General features: G+C 73.0%; 13 protein-coding genes. 4 read left to right on the forward strand and 9 right to left on the reverse strand.

Annotation, left to right across the window (positions count from 1 at the left end; all coding sequences use genetic code 11):
- Positions 1 to 49: 49 nt before the first annotated feature.
- The 7 genes from ACIRFH_RS31585 to ACIRFH_RS31615 all read right to left on the reverse strand — a co-directional run bounded on the left by ACIRFH_RS31585 (position 50) and on the right by ACIRFH_RS31615 (position 7078).
- Positions 50 to 1096 carry an HAD-IIIC family phosphatase gene (locus ACIRFH_RS31585; RefSeq protein ID WP_403528346.1) on the reverse strand — a complete coding sequence of 349 codons (1047 nt, stop codon included), beginning with the start codon at positions 1094 to 1096 and terminating at the stop codon, positions 50 to 52.
- Complete coding sequence (locus ACIRFH_RS31590) at positions 1093 to 2244, reverse strand: acyl-CoA dehydrogenase family protein (protein ID WP_403528349.1); 1152 nt, start codon at positions 2242 to 2244, stop codon at positions 1093 to 1095. Before ACIRFH_RS31590 ends, ACIRFH_RS31585 begins: the two co-directional genes overlap by 4 nt.
- A 23-nt stretch (positions 2245 to 2267) precedes the next feature.
- Positions 2268 to 2540, reverse strand: coding sequence for a phosphopantetheine-binding protein (locus ACIRFH_RS31595; RefSeq protein WP_403528352.1), 273 nt, complete (start codon positions 2538 to 2540; stop codon positions 2268 to 2270).
- Positions 2541 to 2594: 54 nt separating this feature from the next.
- Positions 2595 to 3446 carry a 3-hydroxyacyl-CoA dehydrogenase family protein gene (locus ACIRFH_RS31600; RefSeq protein WP_403528355.1) on the reverse strand — a complete coding sequence of 284 codons (852 nt, stop codon included), beginning with the start codon at positions 3444 to 3446 and terminating at the stop codon, positions 2595 to 2597.
- Positions 3447 to 3471: 25 nt separating this feature from the next.
- Positions 3472 to 5943: an FkbM family methyltransferase gene (locus ACIRFH_RS31605; RefSeq protein ID WP_403528358.1), complete on the reverse strand. Its 2472-nt coding sequence runs from the start codon at positions 5941 to 5943 to the stop codon at positions 3472 to 3474.
- A 173-nt stretch (positions 5944 to 6116) separates the two neighbouring features.
- Positions 6117 to 6602, reverse strand: coding sequence for a nuclear transport factor 2 family protein (locus ACIRFH_RS31610; protein WP_403528361.1), 486 nt, complete (start codon positions 6600 to 6602; stop codon positions 6117 to 6119).
- A 14-nt stretch (positions 6603 to 6616) separates the two neighbouring features.
- On the reverse strand, positions 6617 to 7078 hold the full coding sequence (locus tag ACIRFH_RS31615) for a nuclear transport factor 2 family protein (protein ID WP_403528364.1): 462 nt from the start codon (positions 7076 to 7078) through the stop codon (positions 6617 to 6619).
- A gap of 156 nt (positions 7079 to 7234) precedes the next feature.
- On the opposite strand from ACIRFH_RS31615, the gene ACIRFH_RS31620 reads away from it, so the two are divergent.
- The 4 genes from ACIRFH_RS31620 to ACIRFH_RS31635 all read left to right on the forward strand — a co-directional run bounded on the left by ACIRFH_RS31620 (position 7235) and on the right by ACIRFH_RS31635 (position 12865).
- A complete protein-coding gene (locus tag ACIRFH_RS31620) occupies positions 7235 to 9145 on the forward strand; it encodes an AMP-binding protein (protein WP_403528367.1) in 1911 nt (636 codons plus the stop codon).
- The gene (locus ACIRFH_RS31625) at positions 9145 to 10884 is read left to right on the forward strand and encodes an FAD-dependent oxidoreductase (protein ID WP_403528437.1); all 1740 of its coding nucleotides are present in this window, start codon (positions 9145 to 9147) and stop codon (positions 10882 to 10884) included. The genes ACIRFH_RS31620 and ACIRFH_RS31625 overlap by 1 nt, the downstream gene beginning before the upstream one ends.
- Before the next feature lie 2 nt (positions 10885 to 10886).
- Positions 10887 to 11669 (forward strand): 3-oxoacyl-ACP reductase FabG, encoded by a 783-nt coding sequence (fabG, locus tag ACIRFH_RS31630; RefSeq protein ID WP_403528370.1) that lies wholly within the window; start codon positions 10887 to 10889, stop codon positions 11667 to 11669.
- 239 nt (positions 11670 to 11908) lie between these two features.
- On the forward strand, positions 11909 to 12865 hold the full coding sequence (locus tag ACIRFH_RS31635) for an aromatase/cyclase (protein WP_403528373.1): 957 nt from the start codon (positions 11909 to 11911) through the stop codon (positions 12863 to 12865).
- A gap of 44 nt (positions 12866 to 12909) precedes the next feature.
- Here the strand turns inward: ACIRFH_RS31635 and ACIRFH_RS31640 are convergent, their stop codons facing one another.
- Both ACIRFH_RS31640 and ACIRFH_RS31645 read right to left on the reverse strand, forming a co-directional pair.
- Positions 12910 to 13824: an MBL fold metallo-hydrolase gene (locus ACIRFH_RS31640; RefSeq protein ID WP_403528376.1), complete on the reverse strand. Its 915-nt coding sequence runs from the start codon at positions 13822 to 13824 to the stop codon at positions 12910 to 12912.
- Positions 13821 to 15071, reverse strand: a complete 1251-nt coding sequence (locus ACIRFH_RS31645; protein WP_403528379.1) for an FAD-dependent monooxygenase — start codon at positions 15069 to 15071, stop codon at positions 13821 to 13823. The genes ACIRFH_RS31640 and ACIRFH_RS31645 overlap by 4 nt, the downstream gene beginning before the upstream one ends.

Here is a 15071-nt window from a genome sequence, read left to right on the forward strand (position 1 = left end):
CCGTCTCGCCGTCTCGTGTTGTCTCGCCGAAGGGGGTGGTGCGGGGACGTCAGCGTTCGACGGTGACGTCCATGTAGGGCGGGAACTCCGGCAGCCGGGCGCCGTCGTGCTCCAGCACGCTCAGGCCGCCGGACTGCTCCACCTCGCGGAACCCGGAGAACTTGTAGGTGACGTACATGGTCCGGTTGCGGTTCGTGGGCACGAACTCCGCGCGCAGGGCCACCCCGGCCTCGTGGGCGCTGCGGATGAGGTGGCCGAGCAGCACGGAGCCGACCCCGCGCGACATGACGCGGCACGACATCAGCAGCAGCTTCACCGTCCACACGTCGCCGCCGCGCTCCACGAGGGCCAGGCCGATCTTCCCGTAGGTGCCGTACCGGTCCTCCAGGCCCGCGACCAGCAGGTCGTGGCCGGGCGAGCGGCGGAAGGCGTCCAGCTCCTCGTAGGAGTAGGTGTAGCCGGTGGCGTTGAGCTGGTTGGTGCGCACGGTGAGCTCCTCCGCGCGCTGCAGGTCGCGCTCCTGGGCGGGCGCGATGGTGAAGCGCATGCCCAGGGAGGCGAGGAACTCCTCGTCGGTGCCGTGGTGGTCGTCCTGCGCCCGCTTGCGCTCGGCGTCGGCCCGGTACAGGTGACGGCGCTCGCGCGAGTCGGCGGTGACGAACCGCGGCTGCATCTGCGGCAGGTCCGGGATGTCGGCGACGTCGACGGCGTCGACGCACAGCACGTCGGCGTGCGCGAAGTTCACCTCGTCCCGCTCGAAGGGCTGGTCGTCGACGAACGCCAGGGTGTCGATGCCGATGTTGATCGCCTCGGCGACCGCCTTCACCGACTCCGACTTGTTGCCCCAGTTGATCTGCGGGTACAGGAAGTACTCGGCGATGCCGAACTCCTCGAGCTTCGCCATGGCCGCGTCGTGGTCGTTGCGGCTGGCGACGGAGTGCAGGATGCCGCGCTCGTCGAGGGTGCGGATCACCTCGACGACCTCGGGCCGCAGGGTGACGTCGCCGTCCTCCAGCAGCACGCCGTCCCACACGGTGTTGTCCAGGTCCCAGACCACGCACTTGACGGTCCTGACGGCATTGACGGTGGCGGTCATCGCTCACTCCTCGGCGCGCGTTCCTGGAACGCGTACTCGGCAAGGCCCACTTGGTGGAGCTGCGCGCTGCCCTCGATGATCTCCATCACGCGGGAGTCGCCGAGCAGGCGCTGGACGGGGTGGTCGGAACTGCAGCCGTTGGCTCCGTGGAGCTGTACGGCGTCGGCGGCGGCCCGCCCGGCGGCGGTGGCCGCGAAGTACTTCGCGGTGGACGTGGCGGCCAGCGCGCCGGGGTCGCGCTCGTCGCGCAGCCGCCCGGCCTCCAGGCACATCAGCCGGGCCGCGCGGGCATTCGTGTACATGTCGCTGATCAGCCGGCGCACCAGCTGGTGCTCCTTGATGAGGGACCCGAACTGCTCGCGCCGCCCGGCGTAGTCGACGCTCGCCTCCAGCGCCGCGTCGAGGATGCCGACGCAGCCCCAGCCGACGGTGTAGCGGCCGAGGTCCAGGGCCGCGCCCACCACGTGGGAGACGCCGAGGCCCGGCCGGGCGAGCAGGTTGCCGCCGGGGACCCGGCAGCCGTCGAGGCGGACGTGGGCGGTCATCGAGGCACGGATGCCGATCATGTCCTCGATGAGCTCGGTGGAAAGACCCGGGGTGTCTCGTTCCACCAGCAGGGCGGTGGGGCCCTCGGTGGACCGGCCCACCAGGAGGAAGACGTCGGCGCTCTCCCCGTAGGTGATCCACTTCTTGTGGCCGGTCACCACGAAGCCGTCGCCGTCCCGCTCGATGCGGGTGGTGACGCCGGCCGCGTCGCTGCCGACGCCCGGCTCGGACACGGCGAGCGCCGCGACGCGCTCACCGCGGGCCAGCCGGGGCAGCCAGCTCTGCTTCAGCTCGCGGCTGCCCCAGCGGGCGACGGCGTGCGCCACCATCGAGTGCACGGTGAGCAGGCTGCGCACCGAGGAGCAGGCCCGGCCCAGCTCGCCGGCGAGCAGCCCCAGGGTGACCGCGTCGCAGCCGCCCCCGCCGAACTCCCGCGGCACGTGGATGCCGAGCAGGCCCTCGTCGGCGAGCAGCCGGATCACCTCCGGCGGGGTGCGCTGGGCGCGGTGCCAGGCGTCGGCGTGGGGTGCGATGTGGCGGTCGGCGAAGGCCCCGAACTCCTTGCGGGCCAGCTCCTGCCGCTCGGTGAGCGCTCCGGTCATCGTCGTCGGCCGTCCGCTCTCGTCTACTGCGGGACGGGGGCGGACAGCTTGCGGGTGACGAACGCGTCGAGCGCGCTGATGGAGCGGAAGTACTCCAGCTCCAGGTCCTCGTTCTCGACCGTGATGCCGAACTCGTGCTCCACGAAGGACACCAGCTGCATCGCGAACATCGAGCTGACGAAGCCGAGCTCGAAGATGTCGTCGTCGTCCCCCAGGTCCTGGACCGGGAAGAAGCGCGAGAGGTACTCGGCGATCCTGACCCGGTTGTCCCCGTCGTTCCTGTTGTCGGTGCTCATGGTCGTCGTCATCCGTCCTGTCGTCGTGGCGGTGGTGGGGGAAGGAGGCGGGCGTCAGCGGTACTTGTGGAAGCCCTCTCCGCTCTTCCGCCCCAGCAGGCCGGCGGCGACCATCTTCTTCAGCAGCGGGGCCGGCCGGTACTTGTCGTCGTTGAAGCTCTCGTACAGCACCTCGACCGACTTCAGGATCGTGTCCAGGCCGATCAGGTCGGCGGTCTCCAGCGGGCCCATGCGGTGGTCGAAGCAGGTCTTGAAGATCCGGTCGACGTCGGCCGCCGGAGCCACCCCGTCCTGCACGAGGAACGCGGCCTCGTTGATGGTGAGCATCAGCACCCGGTTGGACACGAAGCCCGGCACGTCCTCGACGACGATGCACTCCTTGCCCATCTCCGCCAGGAAGCGGCGGGCGGTGTCGATGGTCTCGGGCGTGGTGTGGTAGCCGCGGATCACCTCGACCATCGGCTTCATCGGCACCGGGTTCATGAAGTGCATGCCCACGACCCGCTCGGGGCGGGAGGTGACCGAGCCGACCCGCGTGATGGAGATCGCGGAGGTGTTCACGGCGAACACCGCCTCGGGGCGCACGATGCGGTCGATCCGCTCGTACACCTCCTTCTTGATCGCCCAGTCCTCGGTGACGTTCTCGACGACGAAGTCGGCCTTGGCCAGCAGCTCGTAGTCGGTGGTGAACTCGATGCGGTCGAAGACCTCCGCCGTGTCCACACCCGCGCCCTTGTTGAACAGGGCGTACGCGCGCAGGCTGGTGCGCAGCTCACGGCGCGCGTTGTCCAGGACGTCGTCGGAGACGTCGACGAGGACCACCCGGTGGCCGGTCTGGGCGAGGTTCTGCGCGACGCCGACGCCCATGACGCCCGCGCCGACGACTCCTACGGTCGTGAATTCCATGTCCTACGACTCCGTTAACGTTCCGTCAGCGTGTGCCGCGGACGGCGTAGATGTTGTGGATGTCCGTGCCGACGTACATCTCGTCCTGCTCGGCGGTGACCGTGAAGCCGTGGCCCTCGAGCAGGTCCACGAGGCGGGCGACCTCGCCGTCCGCGTCGTGCACCTCCAGCACCATCTGCCGGATCTTCGCCCAGTCCTCGTCGGCGATGCCGTCGATGACCTGGCGCTCGCTCTTCTGCACGTCGATCTTGATGAGGTCGATGCGCTCGATGCCCTGCTCGCGGATCACCGCGGAGAGCGGGCGCAGCGTGGCGGTGTACTCGATGGCCTCGAAGCGGACGTCGAGCAGCTCCTCGTCGGCGACCAGCTCGGCCACCTCCGCGTCCGCGTCCGTCTTCTGCTGGTTGGCGATGATCGTGCGCAGGTTGTGCTTCTCCTCCGCCTCGTCCGGGTGGAAGGAGGACATCCCGGAGCTGCGCGGGTAGAAGGTGAACGTCGCCTGCGACTCCCTGTCGGAGACACCGATGTTGAACAGGGTGGCGTTCACCCCGTGCTCGGCGACGTTCCGGCTGAGCAGCTCGAACATCGGCGGTGCCGGCTCGAAGGCGAAGACCCGCACGTCCTTCGCCTCGTAGTGCGAGAACAGGGTGAACAGGCCGATGTTGCCGCCGACGTCGACGACGGTGGCGCCGTCCTGCAGGGTGATGCCGTTCTTGGCGTAGGTGCGGTGGTCGAAGATGTCCTCGTAGAAGTGCCGGGTCTCGGCCTCGTTCTGGTGCCACACCGTCAGTCCGTTCGGCAGCCGGAACCGGGCCAGCGAGGTGCCGGTGTGCGAGGAGCCCTGCGCGTCCAGCTCGCCGCCCGCGCGCAGCGTCTCCACGGCGACGGCCATCCGGGCGATGGTGGACCACTCGTAGATCTGGCGCAGGGTCAGCTCCACGCCGAACACGCGCTTGATGCGCAGCGCGAGCCGGGTGGCGAGCAGCGAGTTGCCGCCGACCTCGAAGAAGCTGACGTCGTGCGGGAGCTGCTCGTTCTTCAGCACCTTCGCCCACAGAGCGGCCAGCTCACGCTCCACGCTGCTCGGCGCGGCGGCCGAGTCGGCCTCGCGGGCGACGGTCGCGGCGGCGTCGGCGACGATGTCCAGCTCGTCGGCCGGGAACCCGGCCCAGTCGATGTCCGCGCCCGCCAGCCACAGCCGGCCCAGCGCCTTCAGCGCGACGGCGGAGTCGGACTGGCTCTCCAGCGGGTGGCGCATGGACGCCACGACCGTGCCGGCGTCGCTGCCGCGCACCACGGTGGCCATGCTGCTCAGGCTCTGGCCGGGACCGGCCTCCAGCAGCAGCGGGGCCGCGGACAGGTGCCGCAGACCGGCGGCGAACCGCACCGGGCTGACCAGGTGGCGGGCCCAGTACCCGGGGTCGGTGGCCTGCTCGTCGGTGATCGGCTCACCGGTGACGTTGGAGATGTAGGGGATGCGCGGCGGGTTGAGGGTGAGGGTCCGCGCCAGCTCGGTCACCTGCCCGGCGATGGGCTCCATCATCGAGGAGTGGAAGGCGTGCGTGCTCTGCACCCGGCGGCACACCACACCGCGCTCGCGCAGGGTGCCCTCCAGGGCCTCCACGGCGGCGACCGGACCGGCCGCGACACAGAACTCCGGGCCGTTGACGGCGGACAGCGACACGTTCTCGCCGAGCAGCGGGGTGACCTCCTGCTCGGGCAGCATCACGGCGAGCATGGCGCCCTCGGGCAGCTCGTCGATCAGCGCGGCCCGGCGGGCCACCAGCGTCAGCGCGTCCGGCAGGCTGAGCACACCGGCGAGAGTCGCGGCGACGTACTCGCCGAGGCTGTAGCCGATCATCAGCGAGGGGCGGGCGCCCCACGACTCCCACAGCCGGGCCAAGGCGTACTCGATGACGAACAGCGCCGGCTGGGCCAGGCGGGTGGCGTTCAGGCGGCGCTCGTTCTCGCTCTGCGGGCCCGTGTCGCGGCCCAGCATGCGGCGCAGGTCGAGGGCGGGCCCGGCGGCGGGGGCGGCGTCGGCGTCGGCGTCGGCCTCGGGGAAGACGACCTCGCGAATGTCCAGGCCGAGTTCACCGGTGAGCGCCTCGGCGCAGGAGTCGACGGCCTCGCGGAAGACGGGGAAGTCGCGGTACAGGTCGCGGCCCATGTCCACGTAGTGGTCGCCGAGGCCGGGGAACATGAAGGCGACCGGCTTGGCGCCGGTGGCCTCCTGCGCGCCGATCTCCGTGGCGACGCCCTCGCCGGTGAGCACAGCACCGCGGTGACCGCCCTCGGCGCTGCCCACCGTGCGGATGCGCACGGGCACGTCCTCCACGGCGGGCGTGCGGGCGTAGCGGGCCTTGAGTCCGGCCAGGCCGGCGTCGAGAGTCGTGCCGTTGGAGCCGCTGAGCAGCGCGAGGTGCCAAAGCACCGGTTCGGACGGCCGCAGCGCCGCCTCGTCGTTCGTCCCAGCGGTGGTGATCTTGGGGCTCATGCCTCTCCTTGAGGTGTCGGCCGTCCGGAAAGGGCCGAGCGCCCACAGCTGCTGCCCCGTGCCCCTTTCGAGGTGTCCGTCGTCAGCCAACTGTCGGGGCGCCGCCTAGAGCGGGGCCGGAGCTGTGGTGGACACCGGCGGCGCCCTGGGCGCGCGGGGATCCGTGCGGAGGTTCAGAAGGACAGGTGGTCCGGAGTGATCCGGCGTTCGCGGACGCGCAGTTCACCGTCGTCGAGGACCAGGACGTCCGCCACGGCCGCGCTGGGGCCGAGGGACGGAACCGGATGCCAGGGGCGGACCACCGTCACCAGCGTGCAGTAGTTCGCGCCCAGGGAGCCGTCGGGCAGCTCGGCCACGCGCAACGCGTCCTGCCAGTGGCGGCGGCGCACCGGCTCGGTGCCGAAACGCCGCTCGTGCGCGGCACCGAGCGCCGTGGCGATGGCGGCACGGCCGCGGGCCGGACGCGCGGGCGGCGCGGGCACGAGCACGCCGTCCTCGGTGAACGTCGCCGCGAACTCCTGCACGCGCAGCTCGTCCAGCAGGGCGGTCTGGTGCGCGTAGAACTGCTGCACCCGCGCGTACCGCAGGGCTGCCAGGCCGGCCACGGGGGGCGTGTCCAGCGCGGTGGTGGTGCGGGCCTCGGTGGCGTGGATCGTCATCGTCTCTCCCCGTCTCAGTCCAGGTCGTCCCGGGTGACGACCCGGTGGCGGGTACGCCACTTGCCGCGCACCCGCACCAGCACGTCCTCCATCACGCACACCCGCAGCACCTTGGACGTGCCGCCGCGCGGTGTGATGTAGACCAGCGCGTAGCAGCGGGTGTGCAGCTCGTCGTTGCGGCCCGGCTGGATGTCGAGCATGCCGATCCAGTGCCGCAGCCGATCGCCGCTGCGCTCCTGCTGGACCTGATTGCGCCGCACGTTCGCGGCCAGCTCCGCCCGGCCGCGCACCGGGGTGTCCAGGGTGGGCACGTCGAAGACGGAGTCCTCGGTGAAGGTCGCCGCCCAGCGGTCGGCGTCGTGCGCGTCGAACAGCTGCATCTGGTGCGAGTAGAACTGCTGCACCTGCGCGTACAGATCGCCGAACTCCGCTTCCCGCGGCGAGCGTTCGGGGCGGATGAGGGTCTCGGTGGTCATGGGGCCGGTCTCCGTTCCGTCGGATGCCGACACTGTCCGCGCTCCCGATCGAGCGCTCTTCGAACCTTCCTCAAGCGATCCGGCAGAGCGTGGGAAGCGTCCGGGAACGCCCAGCGGTGCCCGCGCCGCCCGCCGAGAGCCAAAGGACCACGAGCCGTGCCGAACTTCACCCACCCCGCCCTGACGGTGGACGGTCTGCTGCGCTCGGCGGCCGCCCGCGACCCCGAGGGCATCGCCGTGCGCACCGCGGACACCGCGTGGACGTTCCGCGAACTGGACGCCCGGGCCGACCGGATCGCCGCGTTCGTACGGCGTGAGACGGGCCGCAGGCCGGGAGCGCGCGTCGGTGTCGCCTGCGTCCTCGACCCCGTGTTCGCCGCCGCCTACCACGGCGTGGCCCGGGCCGGTGCGACCGTCGTCCTGATCAACCCGCTGCTCGGCGAGGACGCGCTGCGGCACGTCGTCACCGAGGCCGAGGCCCGGCTGGTGCTGGCCCCCGCCGCCACCGCGGGGCTGCTGGCCAAGCTGCGCGGCGACCTGCCCGAGCTGCGCACCCTGGTGGTGACCGACGCCCCCGACGGCGTGGTGCCGGCCGGGTGCCTGCCGCTGGAGGCCGTGCTGGAGGCCGGTGAGCCGGTCGCCGAGGACAGCGGCGCCGACCTGGACGCGGTGGCCTGCGTGCAGTTCACCACCGGCACCACCGGCCGGCCCAAGGGCGTGCTGCTCACCCACCGCAACCTGGTCGCCAACGCCCGGCAGACCGCGCTCGCCCACGGCCTCGGCCCCGGGTCCGTGACGCTGAACCACCTGCCGCTGTACCACGTGATGCACCTCAACTCCGCGCTGGACGCGGGCGCCTGCCAGGTGCTGTGCCAGGACCCCGACCCGGTGCTGTCGCTGGCGGTGGCGGCGGGCTGCGGGGTCACCCACTACTACGGGCTGCCGGCCCGGCTGCACCGCCTCGCCGCCGACGAACGCCTGCTCCGCCTGCCGCACGACGCCCGCGGCGGGGCACGGCTCACCGCCGTCCTGTCCGGCGGATCGGCGCTGCTGCCCGAGGCGGCCCGCACCCTGAGCGACGCCCTCGGCGTACCCGTCGTCCAGGGCTACGGCATGGCCGAGCTGTCCCCGCTCACCCACTTCCAGCGGCCCGGCCGCCACCGCCCCGGCGCGGTCGGCACCCCGGTACCGGGTACCGACTGCCGGCTGGTCGATCTCGACACCCGCCGCCCCGTCGACGTGTGGTGCACGGGCGAGGTGCAGGTCAAGGGGCCCCAGCTGATGGCCGGGTACCTCGGCGAACGGCCCGGCGCCCGGCTCGACCAGGACGGCTGGTTCTCCACCGGAGACCTCGGCTACGTCAACGCCGACGGCGTGCTGTGGCTGGTCGACCGGGTCGACGACGTCTTCAAGTACGACAACGAGATCGTCTCCCCCGGCCGGATCGAGCGCGTTCTCGCCCAGGACCCGCGCGTCGCCGACTGCGTGGTCGCGGGCCTGCCCGACGGCGAGCACGGCGGCGTGGTGTGGGCGGGCGTCGTCCTCGCCCCGGATCCGGCCCCGGAGGGATCCGGCACGGTGGCGCAGACCCTGGACTCGATCGCCGCACGCGCGAACGAGCACCTCGCCCGCTTCGAGCGCATCCGCATCACCGAGGCCCTCGACGCCGTACCGCGTACGCCCACCGGAAAGCCGGCCCGCCGCCTGATCCGGCACCGGCTCGCGACAGGCGGTTCCGCATCAGCCCCCGCACCCCACCCGCATCATCAGGAGCAGACCATGGTGACCTTCGTCAACAAGCTGACCGTGCACGGCGACGTCGACGCCTTCCTCGCCGTGAAGGACAAGCTGACCTCCTACATGTCGGCCCAGCCCGGCTACGTCAGCCACCAGACCCTGCGCCACGCCGGACAGCCGAACGTGTTCCTGGAGCTGGCCGTGTGGCAGGACGCCGCCGCCCACCGGAAGGCCGTGCGCAGCGAGGAGTTCCAGTCCATCGTCAAGGGCCTCGGCCCGCTGGCCACGCCCGAGCCGGGCCTGTACGAGACCGTCGGGGCGAGCGCGTGATGCCCCGCGCCGGCAGGCCCCAGGCCGTCGTCGTGGGCGCGGGCCCCGTCGGTCTGACCGCCGCCCACGAACTCGCCCGCCGCGGCGTCCGCGTGCGCCTGGTGGACGCCGCCGACGGACCGGCCCCCACCAGCCGGGCCGTGGCCGTGCACCCGCGCACGCTGGAGACGTTCGCGCAGATGGGCATCGTCGACGAGCTGCTGCCGCGGGGCCGGAAGAACCGCGCCTTCACCATGTACGCCGGCGGGCGCCGCCTGGTGCGGCTGGAGGCGGACTACTCGTCGATGCCGACGTCCTACCCGTACACGCTGATCGCCGGGCAGAAGGACACCGAGGCCGTGCTGCGGCTCGCGGTGGCCCGGCTCGGCGTGCAGATCGAGTGGGGCACCCGGCTGACCTCGTTCGAGCAGGACGAGGAGCGGGTGCTGCTGCGGCTGGAGCGCGACGGCCGCACGGAGGTCGTGGAGACGTCCTGGCTGGTCGGCTGCGACGGCGGGCACAGCACCGTGCGCAAGCGGCTCGGCCTGAAGCTGATCGGCGAGTCCAGCGAACGCTGGATGCTCGCCGACGCGCCCGTCGACACCGACCTGCCGCCCGACACCATCTACTGGGCGCACACCGGCGGACAGGCGCTGATGATGGTGCCCTACGCCCGCGAGGGCCACTGGCGGCTGCTGGACACCGCGCCCGCCGCGGACGCCGCGGACACCACGGCCGGTGCGGCCGCCGGGCGGCTGTCGGCCAAGCTGTCGGCGGGTCTCGGCCGCGACGTGCGGGTCGGCGAGCCGGAGTGGACCAGCGTGTTCACCTTCCAGCAGCGCATGGTCGAACGCATGCAGCGGGGCCGGGTCTTCGTCGCCGGGGACGCCGCCCACGTGCACAGCCCCGCCTCCGGGCAGGGCATGAACACCGGCGTGCAGGAGGCGTACAACCTCGCCTGGAAGCTCGCCCAGGTCGAGCAGGGCCACGCGGGACGCGCCCTGCTGGACAGCTACAGCCGCGAGCGGGTGCCGATCGGACGGGAGCTGCTGGGCTCCACCCGCACGGCCACCTTCCTGGTCCAGCTGAAGAACCTGCTCGCCTCCGCCGCGCTGCCGGTCGTCTTCTCCGTCGTGCGCACCCTGCGCCCGCTGCGCAGGGCGATCCAGCGCAAGGTGCTCGGCGGCATGTCCGGGCTGCGCATCGGCTACCCCGGTTCCCCGCTGACCACCCTCGACTCCTACCACTACGTCTCCTCCCTCGGGCCGGTCGCGGTGGCGGGCACCCTGCCCGGCCCGCGCCCCCGCCCCGGGGAGCGGGTGACGGCCGCCCGCGTGCACGACCCGCACGCCCCCGGCTGCCGCGCCCTGCACGACGAACTGCGCGACCCGCGCTGGACGCTGCTGCTCGCCGCGGGAGGCACCGGACCCGGTGACGTGCCCGTCGGCGTCGCCGTGACGGCGGCCGTGCAGTACGGCGAGTGGCTGTCCGTGCGGACCGTCGGCGGCACCCCCGCCGACGGCCCCGCCCCGCTCGCCGACCCCGGCGCCTCGCTGCGCCGCGCGCTCGACCTGGCGGCCGGCTGCTGGCTGCTGGTGCGCCCCGACGGCTATGTCGCCGCCCGCGGCGGCATCCTCACCCGGGCCGCCCTGGAACGGGCGCTGGCCCCGCTCGGCCCGACGACGCGGCTGGCCGGAGCGGCCCGGCGCGAACCCGACCTCGTACTGCCCGCCCCCGTGCCCCGGCCGAAGGAGCTGTGAACGTGACCGCCAACCACCCCGTCGCCCTCGTCACGGGCGGCACCAGCGGCATCGGACTGGAGGTGGCCCGCACCCTGGGCCGCGCCGGGCACCGGGTGTTCCTGTGCGCGCGCACCGAGCACGACGTCCGGCAGACCGTGAAGGACCTGCGCGCCGAGGGCCTCGAGGCCGACGGCCGGGCCGCCGACGTACGCTCGGCCGAGTCGGTCGCCGCACTGGTGCGGGCCGCGGTGGAGACGTACGGGCCGGTGTCGGTGCTGGTGAACAACGCCGGGCGCAGCGGCGGCGGCGTCACCGCCGACCTCACGGACGAGCTCTGGTACGACGTCATCGACACCAACCTCAACAGTGTGTTCCTGGTGACCCGTGAAGTGCTCAGGAACGGCGGGCTGCGCGACGCCGCCTCCGGGCGGATCGTCAACATCGCCTCCACGGCGGGCAAGCAGGGCGTCCTGCTCGGCGCCCCCTACAGCGCCTCCAAGCACGGCGTGGTCGGCTTCACCAAGGCGCTGGGCCGGGAGCTGGCACCCACCGGCGTGACCGTGAACGCGGTCTGCCCGGGCTATGTGGAGACGCCGATGGCCGCACGCGTGCGGCAGGGGTACGCCGCCGCCTGGAACACCACCGAGGACCAGGTGCAGGAGCAGTTCGAGGCCAAGATCCCGCTGGGCCGGTACTCGACGCCCGAGGAGGTGGCCGCGCTCGTCGGCTACCTGGCCTCCGGACCGGCCGCCTCGATCACCGCGCAGGCGCTCAACGTCTGCGGCGGACTCGGCAACTTCTAGTGCCGCGGCAGGCGACGTTCGCCCGGCAGGGAGCGGCGTCCGGTGCGTGCTCCCGGCGTGCCCTCGTACTGGACGTACGCGGGCTTCCGGCCGGTGCGGCGAGTGGGGGCACCCCCTCCGGGGAGCGTGCCGGGCGTCGCGACGGGGCGAACATCGCCTGCCGCGGCACTAGGTCCGGAACTTCTTGACACGACCCCGGTCCGCCGCGGACCGGGCACAGGGAAGCAGAGGTGTTTGTGGTGACGGGTGAGCGCGTGCGCCGTACGTCGCACTCGACCGAGGTGGCCGCCCCGGCCGGCGTGGTGTACGGACTGATCTCGGACGCGGTGCGCTGGCCGCTGTTCTTCCCGCCGAACGTGCACGTGGAGCGGCTGGAGTTCGACGGCACGAACGAACGGCTGCGGATGTGGGCCACGGCCGGCGGCGAGGTCCGCTCGTGGATCTCCCAGCGCCTGCAGGACCCGCAGACCCGGCGGATCGAGTTCCGCCAGTCCCATCCGCAGGCCCCGGTGGAGTCGATGCTGGGCATCTGGCAGATCGAGGAGCTGCCGGGCGGCACCACCCGGCTGACGCTGCTGCACGACTTCACGGTGTACGGCGACCGGGCCGAGGACGTGGCCTGGGTGGAGCAGGCCGTCGACACCAACTCCCGTGCGGAGCTGGCCAGCCTGAAAGGTCTCGCGGAGCGCTGGATGCGCTTCGACGAACTGGTCCTCTCCTTCGAGGACACGGTGCACATCGACGCGTCCGAGGAGGCGGTCTACGAATTCCTGTACCGCGTCGGCGACTGGCCCCGGCTGATCCCGCACGTGTCGCGGCTGGACCTGACGGAGGACACGCCCGGCGTGCAGGTGATGAGGATGGACACGCTGACCGCGGACGGGGCGTCGCACACCACCGAGTCGGTGCGCGTGTGCTTCCCGCACGCGGGCCGCATCGTCTACAAGCAGACCGTCACCCCGGCGCTGATGGAGGCGCACACCGGTGAGTGGTCGGTGGTGTCGGACGAGACCGGCGTGACGGCGGTGGCGCAGCACAGCGTGGTCCTGCGCGAGGACGCCGTCGAACGTGTCCTGGGCCCCGGCGCCGACCTCGCCCAGGCCCGCCGCTACGTCCGCGAGGCCCTCGGCCGCAACTCCACGGCCACCCTGGAACTCGCCCGCCGCCACGCGGAGTCGGCACTGCACGCGGGCTGAGCCCGTGGCCGGCGTCCGGCCCCGTGCCGGGCGCGGTGGCGCTGTCACGCCCGGCAGACCGGCAGCCTCCCGTGGTACCGCGCCATCTCCGCGAACAGCGCCGGGATGTCGAGCGGCGCCCCCCGCTCCCCGCCGAGGGCCTCCTGGTAGGCGCGGTGCAGGTTCGGCACCAGCCGTTCCGCGTCCAGGAGGCCGCCGTACGGACCGGGTCCGTACTCGCGGGCCGTCTCGAGCGGGTCCAGCCCGGCGGCCAGGCCGGCGGCGGCGATCTGCTGGAGGCGCAGGAGGTAGCCCTCGTTCTCGTCGAGGAGTCCGGGGCCGCCGACCGGCCCGTGACCGGGCACGACCGTGCGCGGCCGCAGTTCGCGCAGCATGCGCAGCGCCTCGACGGACCCGGCGAGCGAACCCATCGGACAGAACGGCGTGACCCCGCTCATCACCAGGTCGCCCGCGAACAGCACCCGCTGCTCGGGCAGCCACACCACGGTGTCGCCGGTGGTGTGCGCGGGCCCCGGGTGCAGCAGCTCGGCGCGCACCGCGCCGGCGTGCACGGTCAGCCGGTCGCGGTACGTCAGCTGCGGCGCGACCACGTCGAGGTCGCCCCAGCACACGTCGGGCCACAGCCCGGTCAGGTGCAGCCCGGCCGCGGTGACGTCCTCGCGGGCCCGCTCGTGGGCGACGACCACCGCCTCGGGGAAGACACAGTTGCCGAAGGTGTGGTCGCCGTGGAAGTGGGTGCTGACCAGCAGCCGCGGCGGCCGCGGCACGACACGCAGCGCCTCCTCGCGCAGCCGCTCCGCCCGCGCCCGGGTCGCCGCGGTGTCGATCAGCAGGGCGTCGTCACCGTCACCGACGAGCCCGGCGTTGTTCAGGCACCACCCGCCGTCGGGCTGCACGAAGACACGGACACCGTCGGCGATCTCGGTCAGCCGGCCGGGCGCACCGGCCGAGGCGGTCACGCCCTGTCTCCGAGCGGCACGGCGAACAGGTCGTCGCGCACCCGGACCGCGTCACCGCCGTAGGCGATGCGGCCTGTGATGCGGGCGCCGGCCGGGGAGCGGGTCACCCACGAGGCCGCCAGCGCCCGTGCCCGCGTGGCGACCGGGCCGCCGCGCCCGAGCAGCGCCTTGGCCTGCACCCGCTGCATCCGGTGCGCGGCCGCCGCCACCGGCCGGCGCCGCCGCTCGTACGGCAGCAGCCGTTCCCGGCTCGCGTCACCCGCGCGCACGGCGTCCAGCAGCACGGGGTGCGCCGCCGCCGCGTCCTGGAGCGCGAGGTTGATGCCCTGGGCGCCGATCGGCCCATGGGTGTGGGCGCTGTCCCCGACCAGCATCAGTCCGTGGCGCACCCACTCACCGGCCTGCGCGGCGAACACGTCGAGCAGACGGAGGTCCTTCGGCGAGACGAGGTGCTCGTGGATCAGGTCGGCGTACCGGGGCAGTGCGGCGGCGAGTTCACCGCGGACCTCGCCGATGCCGCGCGCCGCGACCCGGTTCCACGTGCGGTGCGGCAGGGTCCAGCCGACGCGCAGCAGGTCGGGGTGGGTGTCGTGCACGAGCACGGCCCCGCCCTCGGTGCGGTGCACCCGTACCGCACCGATCGCGCGGCCGGGCGCGGGCAGTGTGAACCAGGCGACGTCCTGATCGAACGCCTCCCGGCGGCCGGCGTCGATGCCGGCCGCCGTCCGGACCTGCGAGTAGCGGCCGTCGGCGCCGACCACGACCTGGGCCCGCACCGTGACGGCGGTCCCGCCGTGCCGTTGCGCCACCACCCCGGTGACCCGCCCGTCCTTGTGCACCAGGGCCTTCGCGCGGTGCCCCTCCAGCAGGGTGAGACCGGGCAGGGCGCGGCAGGCGTCGAGGAGTTCCTCCAGCAGGTGCCGCTGGGGCAGCGCGAGCAGGCAGTCGTAGGGGGGCGGCAGGCGCCGGTAGTCGATGTCGAGGAGCAGCCGCTCGTCCTGGAGCACCTGGAACCCGTCGAGTTCCCGGGCGCCACGGGCCCGGGCGGCGTCCAGGACGCCCAGCTCGTCGAGGACGCGCTGGCCGCCGGGCTGGAGGATCTCCCCGTGGAAGTCGCGGCGCAGTCCGGTGGACCGCTCCACCAGGGCGACATCGACTCCGGAGCGCAGCAGCATCAGGGTGAGCGCGAGCCCGGCGGGGCCCGCTCCGACCACACAGACGTCGGCGCGCACGTCGGCGCGTTTCAT

This window comes from Streptomyces sp. NPDC093586, from assembly GCF_044764905.1.
Classification (GTDB): Bacteria; Actinomycetota; Actinomycetes; order Streptomycetales; family Streptomycetaceae; genus Streptomyces.

Excerpts from the sequence above, each read along its gene's own strand:
- ACIRFH_RS31615 (WP_403528364.1), bottom strand. The coding sequence starts at position 7,078 with ATGACCACCGAGACCCTCATCCGCCCCGAACGCTCGCCGCGGGAAGCG.
- ACIRFH_RS31600 (WP_403528355.1), bottom strand. The coding sequence starts at position 3,446 with ATGGAATTCACGACCGTAGGAGTCGTCGGCGCGGGCGTCATGGGCGTC.
- ACIRFH_RS31595 (WP_403528352.1), bottom strand. The coding sequence starts at position 2,540 with ATGAGCACCGACAACAGGAACGACGGGGACAACCGGGTCAGGATCGCC.
- ACIRFH_RS31645 (WP_403528379.1), bottom strand. The coding sequence starts at position 15,071 with ATGAAACGCGCCGACGTGCGCGCCGACGTCTGTGTGGTCGGAGCGGGC.
- ACIRFH_RS31610 (WP_403528361.1), bottom strand. The coding sequence starts at position 6,602 with ATGACGATCCACGCCACCGAGGCCCGCACCACCACCGCGCTGGACACG.
- ACIRFH_RS31605 (WP_403528358.1), bottom strand. The coding sequence starts at position 5,943 with ATGAGCCCCAAGATCACCACCGCTGGGACGAACGACGAGGCGGCGCTG.
- ACIRFH_RS31585 (WP_403528346.1), bottom strand. The coding sequence starts at position 1,096 with ATGACCGCCACCGTCAATGCCGTCAGGACCGTCAAGTGCGTGGTCTGG.
- ACIRFH_RS31625 (WP_403528437.1), top strand. The coding sequence starts at position 9,145 with ATGCCCCGCGCCGGCAGGCCCCAGGCCGTCGTCGTGGGCGCGGGCCCC.
- ACIRFH_RS31590 (WP_403528349.1), bottom strand. The coding sequence starts at position 2,244 with ATGACCGGAGCGCTCACCGAGCGGCAGGAGCTGGCCCGCAAGGAGTTC.